At 49.7% G+C, this 19,684-nt stretch carries 12 protein-coding genes; all 12 read left to right on the top strand.

All coding sequences use genetic code 11. From position 1 onward, the window contains the following. The first annotated feature begins 2 nt into the window (after positions 1–2). The 12 genes from HII30_RS02335 to HII30_RS02280 all read left to right on the top strand — a co-directional run bounded on the left by HII30_RS02335 (position 3) and on the right by HII30_RS02280 (position 19,677). Positions 3–2,996, top strand: a complete 2,994-nt coding sequence (locus HII30_RS02335; protein WP_169503329.1) for an extracellular solute-binding protein — start codon at positions 3–5, stop codon at positions 2,994–2,996. Beyond that, positions 2,986–3,954 carry a carbohydrate ABC transporter permease gene (locus tag HII30_RS02330; RefSeq protein ID WP_169503328.1) on the top strand — a complete coding sequence of 323 codons (969 nt, stop codon included), beginning with the start codon at positions 2,986–2,988 and terminating at the stop codon, positions 3,952–3,954. Before HII30_RS02335 ends, HII30_RS02330 begins: the two co-directional genes overlap by 11 nt. After that, complete coding sequence (locus HII30_RS02325) at positions 3,954–4,850, top strand: carbohydrate ABC transporter permease (RefSeq protein ID WP_169503327.1); 897 nt, start codon at positions 3,954–3,956, stop codon at positions 4,848–4,850. The genes HII30_RS02330 and HII30_RS02325 overlap by 1 nt, the downstream gene beginning before the upstream one ends. Positions 4,851–4,868: 18 nt before the next feature. Next, positions 4,869–7,028 (top strand): YIP1 family protein, encoded by a 2,160-nt coding sequence (locus tag HII30_RS02320; RefSeq protein ID WP_246245968.1) that lies wholly within the window; start codon positions 4,869–4,871, stop codon positions 7,026–7,028. After that, positions 7,025–9,286: a DUF5696 domain-containing protein gene (locus HII30_RS02315; protein WP_169503326.1), complete on the top strand. Its 2,262-nt coding sequence runs from the start codon at positions 7,025–7,027 to the stop codon at positions 9,284–9,286. Before HII30_RS02320 ends, HII30_RS02315 begins: the two co-directional genes overlap by 4 nt. After that, a complete protein-coding gene (locus HII30_RS02310; protein ID WP_169503325.1) occupies positions 9,273–10,139 on the top strand; it encodes a carbohydrate ABC transporter permease in 867 nt (288 codons plus the stop codon). The genes HII30_RS02315 and HII30_RS02310 overlap by 14 nt, the downstream gene beginning before the upstream one ends. A gap of 21 nt (positions 10,140–10,160) precedes the next feature. Then, the gene (locus HII30_RS02305; RefSeq protein ID WP_246245966.1) at positions 10,161–11,129 is read left to right on the top strand and encodes a carbohydrate ABC transporter permease; all 969 of its coding nucleotides are present in this window, start codon (positions 10,161–10,163) and stop codon (positions 11,127–11,129) included. Between the two features lie 75 nt (positions 11,130–11,204). Then, on the top strand, positions 11,205–11,897 hold the full coding sequence (locus HII30_RS02300; protein ID WP_169503324.1) for a response regulator transcription factor: 693 nt from the start codon (positions 11,205–11,207) through the stop codon (positions 11,895–11,897). Beyond that, positions 11,894–13,270 carry a sensor histidine kinase gene (locus HII30_RS02295; RefSeq protein WP_246245964.1) on the top strand — a complete coding sequence of 459 codons (1,377 nt, stop codon included), beginning with the start codon at positions 11,894–11,896 and terminating at the stop codon, positions 13,268–13,270. Before HII30_RS02300 ends, HII30_RS02295 begins: the two co-directional genes overlap by 4 nt. A 24-nt stretch (positions 13,271–13,294) precedes the next feature. Beyond that, complete coding sequence (locus HII30_RS02290; protein ID WP_169503323.1) at positions 13,295–15,649, top strand: hypothetical protein; 2,355 nt, start codon at positions 13,295–13,297, stop codon at positions 15,647–15,649. A 132-nt stretch (positions 15,650–15,781) separates the two neighbouring features. Then, positions 15,782–17,164 carry an ABC transporter substrate-binding protein gene (locus HII30_RS02285; RefSeq protein ID WP_169503322.1) on the top strand — a complete coding sequence of 461 codons (1,383 nt, stop codon included), beginning with the start codon at positions 15,782–15,784 and terminating at the stop codon, positions 17,162–17,164. A 188-nt stretch (positions 17,165–17,352) separates the two neighbouring features. After that, a complete protein-coding gene (locus HII30_RS02280; RefSeq protein ID WP_169503321.1) occupies positions 17,353–19,677 on the top strand; it encodes a glycoside hydrolase family 95 protein in 2,325 nt (774 codons plus the stop codon). The last annotated feature ends 7 nt before the right edge of the window (positions 19,678–19,684 follow it).

The following is a 19,684-nucleotide window of genomic DNA, read 5'->3' as shown; positions in this document are numbered from 1 at the left end:
AGATGCTTCACTACATAAGTCACCGTACCTGCCGCCGTAGGAACAACTATCGAATCCTTTCATCCATGCTTCTGTTCACTGTTCTGCTGTCCGGCTGTACAGGACCGGACTCTACACCGGCACTCAGCTTTTCTGCTGATGTCATCCGTACAGATTGGGAGCAAGAGTTAACGAAAGTAAAGAGGCAGACCTTTGAACCTTATTATATGCAGCGGCTGTCGGAATGGAAGGCTTCCGGGGCTGGCAATGGATCGGAAACGATAGAGATCCCGGCAGCGGACGTTGCACGGTCTTCTAAAGGTGCCGGTTACAGCATTGGTTCCTATGGGGGCAGAGACGATGTATTGATCTGGAATAACGAATCAAGCCATTGGCTGGAATATGAGATTCAAGTCGATTCACCGGGTCTCTACGAACTGTCCATGACCTATCATTCATTTCAGAATTCTGACACCGAGACACAAAACTACAGACCTTCTGTCATGGCGGTTCAGCTGAACGGTGAATTTCCTTTTCGGGAAGCAAGAGCGGTAAGTTTTCCCAAGCGGTTCCGTGACCAGCTGCCTCTGAAGCAGGATCAATACGGTGACGATATCAGGCCCAGACCTGAGGAAATTACAGGCTGGATGGAAATGCCGTTTCAGGATAGCGAGGGAGCATATACCGATCCTCTTCTCTGGTATCTTGAGCAAGGCACTCACAAAATTCGTCTTCAATCCTTTGATTCGATTGTGATGGATTCCATACAGCTTAAGCCTCCCACTGAGCTTGAAAGTTATGAACAGGTTCGCAATGCTTATCCATCGAACAACTCTGGCTCTACAGAAGTGATCACGATCGAAGCGGAGCTCATGGATTCCAAAAATGATGTGTCGCTCCAAATGGCTGTCGATCACGATTCGCTTGTCACGCCCAAGTCCAAAGGAAAGCAAATATTTAATGCAGTAGGGGGCACCAGGTGGGAGCAGGGCGGTGAGGAGATCACCTGGAGCTTCGATGTTCCGGCAAGCGGTCTTTATAACATTGCTGTTCGTGCTTTACAGGGATACCAGTCGAATAAGAGAGTCTTCCGCACCATCTCTGTAGATGGAAAAGTTCCATTTCAGGAACTGAGCGCATATCCGTTCGCCTACTCTTCCGCTTGGCAGGGAGTGGAGCTTGCAGGGCCTGACGGGCAGCCCTATGAGATTTATCTCGAGTCCGGCAAACACACGATATCCATGACAGCGACCTATGCGCCGTTTAACCCGGTTTTAAAGGATTTACAGGAAGCTCTTGATGTTCTAAATCAATTATCCCGAGACCTGCATGCCTTAACCGGCGGTGAAGAGGATACCAACCGGACCTGGGATATCGAGAATCAATTTCCTGAATTCCCGAAAAGAATTTCTCTAGTGTCCAAACATCTGCAAATCATGGAGGGCGATTTAATAGCTGTTAACGGAAAGGAAGATAACCACTCACAGTCAATTAGAGCCTCCATCCGCGATTTAGAAGATATGCTGGAGTTTCCGAATGATATTCCTTATAAGCGTGACCGTGTGGCGGCCGTCCAGCAGAAGCTCTCCTCAATCCAGCAGCCGTTAACCCAGGCGCCGCTTATGCTCGATAAGATGTATGTCGTTCCTGTCGGAAGCAAGGCTCCCCGGATGACAGCAAACTTTTGGGAACGGTCAACGAATGGAGCCGAGCAGTTTGCGCTATCCTTTGATCCCCGGGACCAGCTCACCGCAGGTGACGAAAAAGTAGTCAATGTCTGGATGAATTATGGCCGAGATTATGTGAACGTAATGCAGGATTTGGCGGATCAGTATTTCACTCCGGAGACAGGTATCCCTGTCCGGGTAGATCTTCTTCCGCAAGAGGATCTGCTGGTGATGGCAAATGCAGCCGGCAAGGTGCCGGACATTGCAATCGGTCTCACGGAAGGTAGACCGGTAGAAATGGCGATCCGGGGGGCGGCACTGGATTTGAGCCAGTATCCTGACTTCGACCAGGTAGCGTCGCAATTTGCTCCGGGAGCGCTGCTGCCGTATTACTATGATGGCGAGTACTATGCACTGCCGGAAACCCAGAAGTTCAATGTGCTGTTCTACCGGAAGGATATTTTGGCTGAGCTTGGATTATCGGTTCCAGATACTTGGGACGATGTGATGGAAATGCTGCCAACCCTGCAGCAGAACGGCTACGACTTTAATATTCCACAGGATTATTTGACGTTTATCTATCAGAACGGAGCAGAATTTTACAACAAGGACGGTATGACGACGGCCCTTGACAGTCCGGAAGGATTTAAAGCTTTCAAGCAGTACACGGATTTTTACTCCTTATACGGTGTAGAGAAGCAGGTGCCCAGCTTCTATCAGCATTTCCGTGACGGCAGAATGCCGATTGGATTGGGAGACTTCAACATGTTCCTCCAGCTTTCTGTGGCTGCTCCTGAACTTAGCGGGTGGTGGGGCATAGCACCGCTGCCAGGAATTGAACAAGAAGATGGTACGATTGCACGCTGGTCTGGCGGAGGTCAGCAGGCTGCCATGATATTCAAGAAATCCAAAAACCAAGATGAGGCCTGGAAGTTCATGCAGTGGTGGATGTCCGCAGCAACTCAGGAGAGATTCGGATCTGATCTTGAAGGTTTCTACGGCATTACCTTCCGCTGGAATACAGCAAATATCGAAGCATTCAGCAGGCTACCTTGGCAGACGGAGGAACTGAACGTATTTCTGGAACAGTGGAGATGGTATAAAGACATGGCACATATCCCGGGATCTTATCTCGTCCCGAGAGAGCTGAATAATGCCTGGAACCGAACCGTGCTGGATGGGCAGAATTACCGCTCTTCGCTGGAGGAGGCGGTGCTGAATATCAATCGGGAATTCAGGCGGAAAGCGATCGAATTCGATTATATCGATGAGGACGGGAAAGTCCTGAGAACCTATAGCCCACCAATTATTGATACCCCTTGGGAAGGAGCGGACAAATATGCAAAGTGAGATCAAACCAGCTCATATTCCTGTTCCGGATTCGGCCGTGAAGAGCCGATTGGCGGGCTTGTTCAGGGAAATATGGAAGTATCGTCTAAGCTATTTGTTTATGGCTCCGTTCGCCGTTTCGTTCTTCCTGTTTATTCTGGTTCCGGTGATGGCGGCTGTCGGGTTGAGCTTCACGTATTTCAATACCATTGAGACGCCGCGTTTCTCAGGCTGGGATAATTACCAGTTCATGCTGTCTCAGGATGTGCTGCTGCTGAAGCACGCACTTCCCAACACCTTGACCTTTGCTCTGCTTGTAGGACCTGGGGGATACATTGCATCCTTTCTTCTGGCCTGGCTGATTGCCCAGATCCCGGACCGTGTCCGGATATGGTTTGTCCTTGCCTTTTATGCGCCTTCCCTGGCGGGGGCCGTGGTTATGAATATTATTTGGCAGCCCATGCTTTCAGGTGACCGCATCGGTTATTTGAACAGCTTTCTGCTGAAGATGGGGTGGATTGATGAGCCCCAGCTGTGGGTGCTGGACCCTAAATATCTCATGATGTCCATGGTGCTTGTTACGATGTGGTCCAGTATGGGTGTCGGGTTCCTGGCCATGCTGGCCGGCATTCTCAATGTGGACCGCCAACTGTACGAAGCTGCCAGAATCGATGGGATCAAGAGCAGGCTGCAGGAAATCTGGTACATTACCATCCCTTACATGAAACCGCAAATGCTGTTTGCTTCTGTGATGGCGATCGTGGGTGCTTTCAAAGCAGGAGATATCGGTGAGCAGCTCTCGGGACTTAAACCGACCCCGGAGTATGCCGGTCACACTATTCACAATCATATATCAGATTTTGGCCTGATCCGATACGAAATGGGCTATGCGGCTGCGTTGTCAGTAGTTCTGCTGCTGATGATCTATGGCTTTAACCGCTTAAGCTGGCGTCTGTTCGGTTCAAAGGGGGATGAATGATGAATGTCACAAACAGTCTAAAAAGACTTCGGGTTCGCCGTTCATTCAAGCTGTTTCGGATGGACCGAACTCAAATAACATTGATGATCCTGCTTACGGCGGGCGGCGTTTTTATGATTCTGCCGCTGGTCTACATATTCAATCATGCATTAAAGCCGTATTCGGAACTCTTTCTGTTCCCTCCAAGGATATTTGTACAGGAGCCGACACTATCTAATTTCACCGAATTTTTCGTGGTTCTGCGGGATTCCACCATCCCCATCACCCGTTTCTTGTTTAACAGCCTGATCGTGACCGGAATCGGAACCTTTATGGTGATCATTGTCAGTTCATTGTGTGCGTATCCCCTTGCCAAGCATCGGTTTCCCGGTCACAAGATCGCGTTCTCGATTATTATCCTCTCATTGATGTTCGTACCGGAGGCGATGCAGATTCCAAGGTATGTGGTCGTGGCTCGTCTCGGCATTATGGATACTTATTGGGGACATATTCTTCCTCACATTGCCGCACCTGTCAGTGTGTTTTTGATGAAGCAGTTTATGGACCAGGTTCCGACCGAATTGCTTGAAGCGGGCAAGCTGGATGGAGCGAGGGAATGGACGGTGTTTTACAGGATTGTGATGCCCATCTGTATGCCGGCCGTCGCTACATCTGCGATATTGACGTTCCAATCCATTTGGAATGATGCTTCCACATCTGTTCTGTTTATGCAGAATGATGCCATGAAAACATTTCCTTACTTCTTAAGCACCATTACGAATAATCTGGCGAACCAGGTAGCACGGCAGGGGGCTGCCGCCGCAGCAGCGCTGATCATGTTTCTGCCTACCTTAATTGTATTTCTTGTATTTCAGCGAAAGGTCATCTCGACGATGGCTCATTCAGGGATCAAATAGGTGAAACGGGGGTTTCAAATGACCATGTGGAATTTAAAGCGGTTTAAGCTGCTGCTGGCCGTACTAATGCTCACAGTCCCCGTTCTGACCCATACAGCAGATGCGGATGTGATGTATAACACGTTTACGCGTGACGGTTTCGGCCGGCTGGTGTGGGGGACACAGCCAGCGTATGCGCCAGCAAAAATCATTGGACATGATTTATATGTGTCTGACGAACAGAATCCTGAAGTCATGCAGCCATCGCCGCTGCGTAATCCGCAGGATGTCTACATTGATAATAAGGATGAGATCTACGTTGCGGACAGTGGGAACAACCGGATTGTTCATTTTCACAAAAACGGCTCTTTTAAACGGTATATTACACCTGAAGACAGTCCGCTGAACAACCCGCATTCCGTATTTGTGACAGAGGATGGAAACATCTATGTAGCGGATACGGGAAACAAGCGTGTCATCGTCATGGACCCGGACGGGAAGCTGCTTCAGGAATTCGGCAAACCGGATTCTGAATTTATGCCCAAGGATCTTGTATTTGATCCGATTAAGGTGATTGTCGACAAGAGAGGATATATTTACATCGCAACATTAGGCGGCTATTACGGCGCGATCCAGCTCGATCCTGAAGGCAACTTCAGCAAATTCTACGGCGCGAACAAAGCTCCTTTCTCTGCGATAGATGCTGTAAAAAGAGCCTTGTATACACGCGACATGTATGCTAATGAGCTCAATAAAGTGCCGCCGGCCATCAACAATATGACCATTGACGATAACGGTTTCATTTATACCGTAACGAGCGGCAAAGACGTTACCAGTGAACAAATCAAAAAACTGAATTTCGAAGGTCAGAATCTTCTGGCGAAATCCAGCGATCTGTCTTCAGTCAACAACTCGTACGGAGAATTCACACCGCAGAATCTTCGGAGACAGCCTGAGGCAGTTCCGAGTATTGCCGATGCAGCCGTAGACAGTGAAGGCAATTTCACTGTAATTGACAAGACTTTCAACAATGTCAGCCAGTATGATGCGAACGGGGAACTGCTGTTTTTCTGGGGCGGACAATCCGCGAACGGTATCACACAGCTTGGATTGATCAAAAGTCCGGTGTCCATTGATATGAACTCTCAGCAGGAGTTGTTTATTTTGGACAATCAGGAAAATGTGCTGCAGCAGTTTCGTTTATCTGAGTTCGGAGCGCTGGTCTATCATGCGAATGGCCTGACCATGGCGGGCAAATACGAGGAAAGTGAACAGTACTGGAGTGAAGTTCTGAAACTGAATGCATTTTACACGCCCGCCTTGAGCGGATTAGCTAAAGCAGCATACAAAAAAGGAGACTATAATCAGGCAGCAGTTTACTACCGCCAAGCCGGCAATGAGATTGGTTACTCCGAATCTTTCTGGCAGATCCGGCTGCAATGGATGCAGAAGAATTTTGCGGTCTTCGCAACAGGGCTGTTAGTCCTGATCTTTGGATCCATGGTGGTGCGCCGGCTTTGGTCCAGACTGCTGTCCAAACGAAGCGGCAGTAAAGCAGTCTCCCCGCGCAGCAGAGCGGAAGCCTGGCTGCAGCATGTGCGCCATGTATTCTATCTGTTAAAGCATCCGATCGACGGATTCACGGCGCTGCGATTTGAAGGAAAAGGAAGCTATATCGGTGCCTTTATCATCCTGCTTGGAGCTTATGCTGCAATTTCACTCTCCAAGCTTTACACAAGTTTCTCTTTTAATAAGATTCTGATCCAGCAGGTCAACATCTACATGATTTTCCTTCAGTTTGTCATTTTCGTGTTGGCTTGGGTGATATGCAATTACTTGATCAGTGCAATCTACCGCGGCGAGGGCCGGTTCAGGGATGTATTTATAGGCTGTGCCTATGCTCTGGTCCCCCTCATTATTGTAGGGATTCCACTGGCTCTTATTTCCAATGTGCTGACCCTGTCGGAAGCTCCGCTGTACTATTATATCCGCAATGCAATGCTGGTGTGGATCGGGTTCCTGTTTTTCTGGAAGGTACAATCGCTTCACAATTACAGTGTTGGAGAGACGTTAGTCAATATTCTGCTGACGATTTTCGCAATTGCGGTAATGGCAGTGCTGGCTTTTATCCTGGTGGGACTGACAAATGAAATCAGAGTCTTCTTATATGAATTGTATCAGGAGGTGATGCTGCGATGAGATGGATATGGAGATATAAAAAGTGGCTGGGATATACTGCAGCCATTCTGCTCGTTATCGTGTTCATCAGCCAAGCAAAGATCACCTTCAGAGATTCCGAAGGTGGCGCTGAAGCAGCAGGCGCGGCCTCTGCTCAGCCCTCAGGTGAAGGAGGAGCGGTTCTCCCGGATGCAGGCGGGTTTCAGCTTGCTGCGGAAACCGAAACGCTTCGATTAAAGTTTCATGAAGCGACAGGGCATTTTATGGTGGAAGATAAACGAAACGGACACATCTTCCGCTCCTATCCAGACCCTGAAGAGTGGGAACAGGCCGGCGTGGGTGGCGCTTGGGCATCCCATCTGGTATCTCCACTGATGTACCAGCATATCGATATGAGCAATCCTAACGCAAATCCGAAGGAGTCCAGTTTTACCCGGGATGAGGGAAAAGTTGAGAATGTCCAGCTTATCGATGGCGGTGTGGAATTTGTCTTTGATGTTCCTTCAGCAGGCTTCAAAATTCCGGTGAGCATCCGGGTCGAAGACGATTATGTGGAAACGTCGGTACAGGATGAAGAATTGGTGGAAACGGGAAAAGACCAGCTGCTGTGGTTAAGAGCGTACCCGTTCTTCTCGGCAGTACAGGCAAGAGAGGAAGACGGTTATCTGTTTATTCCGGATGGCTCCGGTGCGCTGGTCTCCTTCCAGGATAAACGTTCAACCATCAAACAAATGTATCAGGAACGGGTCTATGGCGCGGACGGCTCATTCATTTCGTCTCCATCGAGCCGCAATAATGTTGTCATGCCTGTTTACGGGATGAAGGCCGGCGATCAAGCCTTTATAGCCGTCATCCACGAAGGGGCACCATACAGCGATATTATAGCTTCACCTGCCGGTGTGCTGAGCAACTATCACTGGATCGGTACCCAGCAGAATTATCGTATGCGTTACACCCAGGTCACGAACGAATCGGCAAACCGCAGCTTTGAAACCTACACAAAAGGAGAACGGTTCCGCGATGACCGGGTTACCCGCTACTATCTGCTTGATGAGAAACAGGCGGATTATGCCGGGATGGCCTCCAAATACCGGGAGTATCTCGTGAAGGAGCAGGAGCTTAAGCGTCTGACGCCGGACCATCAGGATGCGCCGTTCTTTCTGACGATGCTTGGAGCCGATCGGGAAAAGGGAGTTTTTACAGATCGGTATATCCAAGCAACCACAGCTTCCGGAGCGATGCAGATAGTACAGGAACTGTATGGACTCGGTGTGCAGAACATAAAGGTCACATACCTTGGATGGCAAAAAGGGGGCTATAGCGCCCTTGGAGGCTACCTCCCGGTAGATGAACGTATCGGAGGAGCGAAGGGATTAAAACACTTTGTGGATTACGCCCATTCTCTGGACATTCCGGTTTATCTTGAAGTGAACTACGGGATGAACAATACCAAGGTCAATGGATTTCGGCCGCGGCATCACGGAGTCCGGGACCTGTCCGGCACATTGATGCGTTTCTCGCATCAGAGTGGTGATGATATTACGATGGTAAGCCGGACCTTCATGGTGGATTCCATCCAAGATGATATGGCTGACTTCGCAAAGCTCGGGATTGACGGTTTATTGATGGAAGGAATCGGACGCTTTATAAGCACAGATTACAATTCCCGTTATGGCGGTACGCGATCCGAAGCGGCACATGTCGATCAGCAGGCGCTTCAGACGGTCCGTGATCAGATCGGCGGCGTTCAGTTGAGAAACCCTGGCTTCTACGCATTGTCATCCGTGCAGCATATCTATGATCTGGTCGATGATTATTCTTACGACTTGTTTTCATCCAGGGCAGTTCCCTTTGCCCAGATTGCACTGCACGGCCTGGTAACGTATACATCGACTCCAGAGAACGGCCGCAGCCAGTATCGTATGGATTTTCTTAAGGACATTGAACACGGGGCATATCCTTCTTTTGATTTCACAATGACGGAGACATCGAATTTGGGAGGCGTGTACTGGTATGCTCCGGTGAGTTCTCATTTTCAGGATTGGAAGGTAGAGGCTGTCGAGCAGTATCAGAGGTATAACGAGGTGTTCGCCGATATTCAGGATCGGTTTATCATCGGCCACAGGCAGATCAAGAGCGGAGTTATGGAAACAGAATACGAAGGCGGCACAAGAGTGATCGTCAACTATAACGATGAGGCTTATGAATCGGGAAATATTCAAGTTCCCGCCATGGATTATGCCGTCATTAAAGGGGGGAAAGTCAATGCTCAGAAATAAAAGAATTCGTTCTACAACCTTAAACAAGCTGGAAGGTCTGTTATTTCTATCACCCTGGCTGATCGGATTCTTTGTCTTCATGGCATTTCCGCTGGCTTTCTCACTCTATATGAGCTTCCATCAGATCCGCATCACTCCTGCCGGGCTGAATGTTCAATACCGGGGACTCAGTTATTATAAGACGATTTTGTTTGAGCATGGAAGCATTCTATACAATGACCTGATCCCATTTTTACGGCAGGCAATGTTCATGATTCCGATTATAGTCATTTTTGCGCTGCTGGTCGCTATCATGCTGAATTACAAATTTCCGGGAAGAACTTTATTCCGGACGATATTCTTTCTGCCTGTCATCTTTTCTACGGGGGAAGTGATTCAGACATTCTACGATCAGGGAGAAGGATCTCTGGGATTTCTGGAGCAGTACGACCTGAATTCCTATCTCAGTGTTGTACTTCCTCCGGCATGGTCATCTACGATCTCGGGCGTGCTGGACTCGTTTATTTTGATTCTTTGGTATTCCGGCGTGCAGATTCTGATCTGTCTTGCCGGCAGACAGACCATACCGGCATCGGTCTATGAAGCTGCCCGGATTGACGGCGCAAGTCCCTGGGAGTCTTTCTGGAAAATCACACTGCCAGCTATGGTGCCGTTTATATTCCTGAATACGATCTACACGGTCGTCGACTTGTTTACGTTTCCCTGGAATCCGATTATGGAGCGGGTAACCACATCCGATTACGGGTTATCCAGCGCCCTGGTCTGGATATACTTCGGCATCATTCTGCTGTTTCTGCTGATCGTCTTTTTTGGATTTCATCGGTTCACGAGAGCCTATCAGCTTACGAAATAATGAAAGAAAGGAGGGATAACGATGGAAAAGAACATGAACCGGACACGCACCGGCTCCCTGCTGCAGAGCAGCTGGCAAAATCCCCTTCTGAAAACGAAGCATGTACTCTTCGGTCTTGAGGTGGATAAAGGCTTATTGTTCAAGCTGTTCCTTTACGTGCTTCTGATCGATACGGCATTCATTTATTTAAATCCCATTTTCACCATGGTTACGACCATGATCAAGAATGCGGAGGATTTGACCAATCCGTCGGTCATCTGGATTCCGAATGAGATTTATCTCGGCGTTCTCCAGGAGGCTTGGGACATGCTGAATTACAGTAAGGGTTTCCTTATTAGTGCCCTCATGTCCACGACGGTAGCGCTGCTGCAGACCTTGTCATGCGCTGTGGCCGGCTACGCGTTTGCGAGATTGAAAATCCCGTTCAAAAACTTTTGGTTCTTCTGCCTGCTGCTTACGTTTATTGTTCCGCCGCAGATCACCATTCTTCCCAATATAATCGCAGCGAATCACTTCGGAATTATGCAGACCGCTATTCCTATTATTCTTCCCGCCTTATTCGGGCACGGGTTAAAGGGAGCCCTGTTCGTGATCATTTACCGCCAGTTTTTCCTGACTCAGCCGAAGGAACTCGAGGAAGCTGCGAAGATTGACGGCGCCCATATATTTAAAGTGTTTTTTAAAGTCATGTTTCCGCTGGCCCGGCCGGCGATGGTGGTGGTATTCCTGTTTTCCTTCGTCTGGACCTGGAATGACTATTATTTGCCGAGCATGTATCTGTACAACAGTGAAGTTCAGCCGTTATCCCAAGGCATTTCAGCGATTTCCCAGCAGCTGGAGGCGGAGGCTGAGTTGAGCGGACCGAGCGTGTTCCAGGATTCGATCAAGATGGCCACAGGCTTCCTGATGATCCTGCCGCTGCTGATTTTGTATATGTTTACACAGAGAAAGTTTGTGGAAGGAGTCGAACGCACCGGGTTGGTGGAGTAGCGGCTGTATGTGTTACTTTGACTTCTCTGGATTTGCTTCCTAAAGTCAGATCATGAATGGGAAGGTGATGATGTGATGCAGATTCTGATTGCAGAAGATGATACCGAAATCCGTAATGTGCTGGATGTTTATTTTGCAAGGGAAGGATGGGAAGTCGATACCACAGGCAACGGACATGAGGCACTTCAGAAATACGACTATAAAAAGCATGATCTTGTGATTCTGGATTTGAAGCTGGAGGGGCTGGAAGGTGAAAAGGTCTGCACTATGATCCGTGAAAAATCCAACGTGCCGGTGATTATGCTGACCTCAAAGTCGCTGGAGAGTGACATCATTCACGGCTTTAATCTCGGTGCGGATGATTATGTCGTCAAGCCGTTTCGCGTGAAAGAGGTGGTAGCCAGGGTGAAGGCAGTCGCAAGAAGAGTTTCTGCTAAAGAAGCTTCTCCTGTGGTCAGCTTTGACAATGGAGCTCTGAAAATTGATTTTTCCTGTGCCGAGGCCGTGGTGGAAGGCCGCCGGGTAAAGCTGACCAATACAGAGTTTAAGCTTCTCAGTGTGCTGATGAAAGAGCCGCTGAAGGTATACAGCCGCAGTGAGCTGATGTATAAAGCACTGGGGTATAGGGCGCAGGAGGATGGCCGGATCTCGCTGGATGTCCATGTAAAGAACCTGCGTAAAAAGATTGAAAAAGACAGCCGCCGTCCGAAGTATGTTGAGACCGTTATAGGTATGGGATACCGGTTTGCGGTTCAGCCGGACACATGAGGGGCTTGCTCCGGTCTCTTGCTGCTCTCTTTCGCCGGATGCATGTGCTGCTGCTCACTGCGTTCTTTCTATTTTCTCTGCTGTTTATTCTGCTGATTTCGGTCTTTTACAACATTCACTGGGACAGTATGTTTTCCGATTATCATGAGCAGATGATTCGGAATCAAGGCTATAAACTGCTGGATGATATGAGGGAGAGGGGGATTGCTGATCGGCAGTTAACGGATGAAGAAGAACAGTGGCTGGACCGGATCACAAGACTGTACGGCGTCTTGGTTCGTTATGCCGACAATAGAGGGCAGGTGCTTTACGATTCGGTGGATCTGGAAACCCGAAACAGCCTCCCCACGGTTGAAGAGGTGCCTTATATCATCGACGGTCAGCAGCACGGGGTAATTCAATTGGCTTATCTGGAAGCATCCAAGGAATTAAGCCCCGCGATGGTTGATTTTCGTGAAACGCTGGACAGCCGTTCAAAGTCTTTGTTCGTACTCATGCTGCTGCTGTCTCTGTCGATCAGCTATCTGCTTGCGGTGATGCTGACCAAGCATTTGAAGAGACTGGATCAATATGCCCAAAGCATTCGACTGGGGAAGTGGGGCGGAGGAATCCCGGAGAAAGGGCCGGAAGAAATCCGGCGCCTGGCGGTCACACTCCGCGAAATTTCATCCGAGCTGCAAAAGCAGGAAGCGTGGCGAAAAAACTTAATGGAGGATATTACACATGAGCTGAGGACCCCCATTACTTCGCTGATGACAAAGCTGGAGGCCATTATGGACGGAGTGTACGAAGCCAGTGAGGAGAGGCTTGAGAAAATGTATGAGGAGCTGGAACGGTTATCGAGGCTTCTCAGTGATTTGCAGCGCTTGTCAGAAGCTGAAGGTGCGCAGTTTGGATTGCGGATGAAGAAAAAAGACATTCTGAAGCTGTGCCGCAAGGCTTGTATGAATTTCCAGATTCTTGCCGCCAAAAATGGAATCAAGCTTACCTATGATCCGGACAACACGCCGTGTTATGCGGATATCGATCAGGACAAAATGCTTCAGGTTGTGACGAATTTGCTTTCCAATGCGATTAAGTATACCCCGCCCGGAGGGGAGGTGACATTGCGCGCGTCATGCCGTGCGGAGGAGGTGTTTATTGAATGCTCGGATAACGGAATTGGGATCAGCCCGGAGGATTTGCCTTACATTTTTAATCGGCTGTACCGTGCTGACAAATCCCGTTCCCGGTTTACAGGTGGAGTCGGACTGGGTTTAAGTATCGCAAAAGCTCTTGTAGAGGCCCATGAAGGAAAGATTTATGTGGACAGCACGCCGGGTCAAGGAACGGTATTTACCGTGCGGATTCCGGTCCAGTACAGAGCGGGGTAACTCGAAGTAAAGGAGTGGGTGAATGTGCAGCAGCGAATACCACTGACCGTCTCCAACATGCTGCCAGTGGAGCGTAAACAAGAACCAGTCGCCTCGGGTGTGCCAATTCCTGAAGAATGCGGGCTGCAGGATCTGTCCGGACTACAGGTGCAAGATGCATCTGGAAAATCAATCATCGCCCAATTCACGCCGCTGGCCTGGTGGCAGGATGGAGTCAGCATCAAATGGGTGCTGGTTCAATTTCTTGCTGATACCGGGATTAAAGGCTCATCGAAGTATGAACTGCTGTACGGCATCCAGGCTCATAAACCTGAAGAGCAGCAGAATACGTGTATTGCCTCACTCCATCCGGAAGGGAGCGTTAGGATCGATACGGGCGTCTGGCGCTGCCAGGTAGGAGGGGGACGCATACTGGATATGATTGAGATATATCGTGACGGAGGATGGGAGCCTGCTGCCTCCCCGTCCAGTGCGCCATCATTTCAACTGAAGCTTGCCGGCGGCAGAGTGTGTGTACCCGGCCGCCCCCAACAGATGGAGATCGAACGGAATGGTCCTCTCTCGGCCATAATCCGGCTGCAGGGAGACTATATCGTTAAGGATGAAATCGATAAGGATCTTACCGATCTTACCGGTAAACAGGTCCCTTCAGGTTTGACCTATGATATTCGTCTGGAAGCTTACCACAGGCGCTCTGAGCTGAGGATTACCCATCGCCTGCTGGCTTCTTTAGGACATGTGGATGTTGAGGATTTGTCGTTTGAGGTTCCATTCACAGAGGCCAGGGAATTCGGGTGTGCTGCGGGGAATGAAAATGGAGCTGTCAGCGAGAGTGAATCCATATTACCAGCAGAGGCTCTAGGTGTGTATCAGCTGTCGGAGCAGGAAACCCGAATGGGTAAAAGACAGCTGGCAGAGCAGGAGACCCGTGATGGAGTGAGGGAATCTGCGACTCTGCCTCCAGCTCGAGAGGAAGGCGTGGTCTGGTGGATGGCTGCGCGTACTCCGCGGGTCACGGTGATGACTACCGTAAAGCATTTTACCGAAAAATATCCGAAGAGCCTGGAAGCTGCGTCTGCATGGCTGCGGATCGGTCTTCTGCCTGGCTGGAATGAGGACCGGGATTCCTTTCTGCCTGCAGACCAGCGGGAGGATTATTATGTGCTTCGGCAAGGGGAGTCCAGAACACATGAGTTTCTACTGTCATTTGATCGGGCAAAAGTCTCTGCCGATTTCCTGCGCAAACAGGCTGTTTCCTTTCATTCACCGATGCACGCTTTAGCACCATGGAGCTGGTATGCGGACAGCGGAGCCTTAGGCGATCTGCTCCCGCGGACTGACCAATTTGCTAAGTATGAACAAGCGGTGGATGAATCACTTGCCGTCTACCTGCAGCGGAGAGAAACGATGCATCTATACGGGGACCGCAACTTCGGGGATGACCAGTACACCGGGCCGGGATCGTGGAACAACGGAGAGTATGATTATGGGCATGTGGGAATGCTTCATTTTTTAAGGGGAGCCGGCGTGTCATGGTTCGACCAGGTCGCTATGCCCTACATTCATCACATGATGGATATCGATGTCTGCGGGGCAGGTCCGGGCCTTGGAAAAGTACATCAGCACACAGAGAAGCATAATTCGGAAGCTCCCAAGCTGGGCTCCCATGCCTGGATCCGGGGACTGACGGAGTATTACTGCTTCACCGGTGATGGATTTGCAAGAGATACTGCTGTCATGATCGCGGATCGCTGGTCTCAGGACATTTTGAGTGGGGAAAAGCTGGAATCGACGGAAAGAGGGATGACCTGGCCGGTCATTTCCATGCTGGCGATGTATCATACGTTTCCCCGAGCCCGGTATTTAGAGGCCGCGGCAAAGCTCGTTGATCAGGTACTTGACATGCAGGATCCTGTTGAAGGAAATTTCACAGGTTCCATGGATCGTCCTACCACCAAAGACCGCTGGGGAACATTTGTGATCGGTTCGCCCGTGATGGAATCCTTGATCATGTATGTGCAGACGACGAATGACGAACGCGCCCGCCATGCGGTCGTAGCCATTGCACGCCGCCTGGCCAGATTAAACTGGCTGGAGGATATCGGGGCATGGGAATATACGCATTCCATGCTGTCCGGGCAGGATCGGATTCATAACGCCAAAACGGACAAAATGGTGACGCCCGGTGTGCTGTATGCTTATCTTTTTTCGGGAGATGAGGAGCTGCTGGACAAAGCGCTTCAGGCATTTACATACAGTGAACACATCCCCTCCCGGAATGGGAAAGATCTAGGGCAAACCTACTGCTTCGGCATACGGATTCCTGCACTTATTCTGAAATGCAAGGAGCATAGAATGCAAATTTCCGGGAGGAAGTGAGCAATAAACAGCATAGAAAAAGTACGTGGATGTTTTTACTATAAATGTATGAAACGGGAAGGGTGGTGTCGAGGAATCAAGTTCTTATCCGCCAGTGTAAGCGTTATCAAATGATATGAGGGGGTTTGTAAAATGAAGAAGACGCATATGAAGAAAATGGGTTTGCTTTCATTTGTTATCGTTCTGGTATTTGCGCTGTTGACCGGATGTACAGGATCCGGATCTGCACCTGCAGACGGAGGCAAAGCTGCTGAAGGAAACAATAATACGAAGTCCGATCCGGCTCCTGGAAACTCCGGCGGGGAAGCGGCGGCAACGGATACGATTGACGAGCCGGTTACCATTGTTATCACCAATGGCGGAGGATCGAGCAACGAGCAGAATGATGCTACCTTCGGGAATGCTATTCGCGAAAAGTTTCCGAATGTGACGATCGAATATAAAGGTGTGACATCGGAACGCAGAATCGAGCATTTGATTCTTGATGGTGAGAACATTGACTTGTTCGTCCAATCGATCGGCGGCTTTTTCAATACCGTACCCGTTAATGACTTTCAGTACGATTTAACGGAGCTGGTGGAGAAGTATGATGTCGACCTAAGCCGAATTGATCCGTCGATGATCGATTCCATGAAAGCAAATGCGAATGGAGAGCTGTGGGGCGTTCCATTCCAGAACACCAACCTGGTGATTTACTACAACAAAGATATATTTGATAAATTCGGGGTAGATTACCCGACCAACGGTATGACGTGGGAAGAGATGTATGATCTCGCCAAACAATTTAACCAAACCCGTGACGGCGCGGATTATGTGGGGCTTGCCCTTTCAGGACATCATCACATTAAGCTCAACAATTTCGGTCTGTCGTATGTAGATCCGGAAACTCAATTATCAACGTATGATGATGAGAAATGGAAATCGGTCTTCGACGTATTGTACACACCGGCTCAGGATCCAGGCTACCGCGCGTTTATGGCCAAGAAAGAAAACCTGGTTGCGGATTCTCAGGATTTCTATGATGGCAAAGCGGCCATGCTTGGAAGCATTCAGCATCATACCGGCAATCCGAACTTTCAAAGAGCAGACTTCAATTGGGATATGGTATCCTACCCGACTTATAAGGAAAACCCGGGTGTAGGCAGTCAGGCTTATCCAACATATCTCGCGATTCCTTCCTTTGCCAAGAATAAGGATGCGGCGATGAAAATCATCAAGTATTTAATCTCTGACGAATTCCAGATGGAAGCCTCCAAAGCTGGTGTCATGCCGGTACTGTCTAACCCGGAGGTACAGAAAGTGTACGGTACGGCGGAATACCAAGGAAAGAATCTGGAGGCGGCATTCTTTAATGAATTCGCTCCGGTCATGTACAAGACGATTTACGATAATGATGTAGAGAAAGCCTCTACCCAGTTCATTACAGATCTGGCACTTGGCAATATGGATATCAACACGGCCCTCCGGCAGGCTAAAGAACAGGGAGATAAGAAGATCGCCGAGAAAAAGCAATAACATTCATGAAAACAAGGGAGTGATTCTTAAAGTGCCGCTTTGAGAGTCACTCCCTTTCTGTAAGTGGAGAATGACATATAAAGCAAAATTAATATCAATTTTAGCATCCTTATCTAAAGAAATGAGTAATATTACACCTTTATACTGAGAACGAAGTCATTTCTAATTCATATAAACAGGAGGACGCAATGTCACTAACTTCAGAAACATCAATGTGGTATGACAAGCCGGCACAGAACTGGAACGAAGCGCTGCCTATCGGAAATGGAAGATTGGGCGGGATGGTGTTCGGCACGGTCGAGCAGGAGAAAATTCAGTTTAATGAAGATACGGTGTGGTATGGCGGTCCGAGAGACCGGAATAACCCCGATGCTCTACAGAACCTGCCTCTCATTCGCCAGCTGTTGTTTGAAGGAAGGCTGAAGGAGGCGCATCGGCTGTCGGAGACGGCTTTTTCCGGGACGCCCCGGAGCCAGAGACATTATTTGACCGCGGGGGATTTTTGCATCCAGGTTGATCATCCGGAAGGAGAGCTGACTGATTACCGCAGAGAACTGGACCTAGATAAAGCAATGGTGGTCACAACCTATCAATACGGAGGCGTTGCCTTCCGCAGGGAAGTATTTTGCAGCTATCCGGACCAGGTGATGGTCATCCGGCTGCAGGCCGACCGTCCCGGTGCATTGAGTCTTGTTTCAAGATTTGAACGAAAAAAAGGAAAGCATATGGATGCTTCACATCGGCATGGCGATGACACCATCATCATGAGTAATGATTGCGGAGGAAAAGACGGATTAACTTACAGCGCTGCAGCAAAGGCGATCACCGCCAGCGGATCGGTCCGTGTCATCGGTGAGCATCTGCTGGTGGATCAGGCTGACGAGGTTGTGTTTATTCTTGCGGCAGCCAGCACGTTCCGTGTCAATGATCCCGAGCAGCACTGCTGCAAGCTGCTTGAACAGGCCTCAGCCCGGGACTACAGCGTTCTGAGAGACGATCACACTACGGATTATCAGAAACTGTTCCACCGGGTGAAGCTGGGGCTTGGAGATTCCTCGAAAGGTGACTGCAGCGCCCTGCCTGCAAATGAGCGGCTGGAACGTGTTCAGGCGGGAGATGACGATGCCGGATTATATACACTGTACTTTCACTTTGGGAGATATCTGCTCATTTCCTGCAGCAGACCGGGATCTTTACCCGCCAACCTGCAGGGTATCTGGAATGATTCCATGTCTCCGCCTTGGGACAGCAAATATACGATCAACATTAATATCCAGATGAATTACTGGCCTGCAGAGAGCTGCAATCTGGCTGAATGTCATGAACCGCTCTTTGAGCTTCTGGAACGCATGAGGGATAACGGCCGGATCACGGCACAAAAAATGTACGGATGCCGGGGATTTGTCGCTCATCATAACACAGACATATGGGCAGACACCGCACCGCAGGATATTTATCCGCCTGCGACACAGTGGGTTATGGGCGGAGCATGGCTTGCACTCCATCTTTGGGAGCACTACCGATTCAATCCCGATCCGGAGTTCTTAAAGAGAGCTTACGAGACGATGAAGGAGTCAGCACTCTTCTTTACGGACTTTCTGGTGGAGAGCCCGGAAGGGTATCTCGTGACGAATCCATCCGTTTCCCCGGAGAACCGGTATAAGCTGCCGAACGGAGAATCCGGAACGCTGTGCTACGGCCCATCCATGGATACCCAGATCCTGACCGAGCTCTTTGATGCTTGTATCCAGGCAAGTCAAGAGCTGGGCCTGGATGAGGATGCACGTCAAGAATGGATGGAAACACTGAAGCAGATGCCCAAGATGAAGATCGGAAGACATGGCCAGCTGCAGGAATGGCTGGAGGATTATGAAGAAAAGGACCCGGGGCATCGGCACATCTCGCATTTGTTCGCTCTTCATCCGGGTACGACGATCAGTCCGGATGCTGCACCTGACTTAGCGGAGGCCGCCCGAATCACACTGCAGCGGCGCCTAGCTAATGGCGGAGGACATACGGGCTGGAGCCGGGCATGGATCATTAATTTCTGGGCCCGATTGTTAGATGGAGAAGAGGCGTATGAACACACGAAGCAGCTGCTGGCCAAATCGACGCTTCCGAACCTGTTCGACAATCACCCTCCATTCCAGATTGACGGTAATTTCGGCGGAACGGCAGGAATTGCCGAAATGCTGATACAGAGTCACCTGGATCATGTTCGACTTCTTCCTGCACTGCCTGCGGCTTGGCCGGATGGGAATGTACAGGGACTGCGTGCCAGAGGCGGCTTCCGGATCGACATGAAGTGGAACGGCGGCTGTCTCACTGAAGCGGTCGTGATCTCGGAGAAAGGTCAGAAATGCCGTCTCTATACAGAGCAGCCTGTGAGGGTTGTAAATGCCCAGGGCAAAGAAGTCCCAGTCGAGCGTCGTGGTTCTATTACGGAAATCACAGCTCAAAAAGGCGAAGTATATACCATTATTCCCGCTAAAGTCGATGCTGTGATCTCATAATCCATGG

The organism is Paenibacillus lemnae (assembly GCF_012933385.1).
Taxonomy (GTDB): Bacteria; Bacillota; Bacilli; order Paenibacillales; family Paenibacillaceae; genus Paenibacillus_AQ; species Paenibacillus_AQ lemnae.
This window is presented reverse-complemented; position numbering and strand designations above follow the sequence as displayed.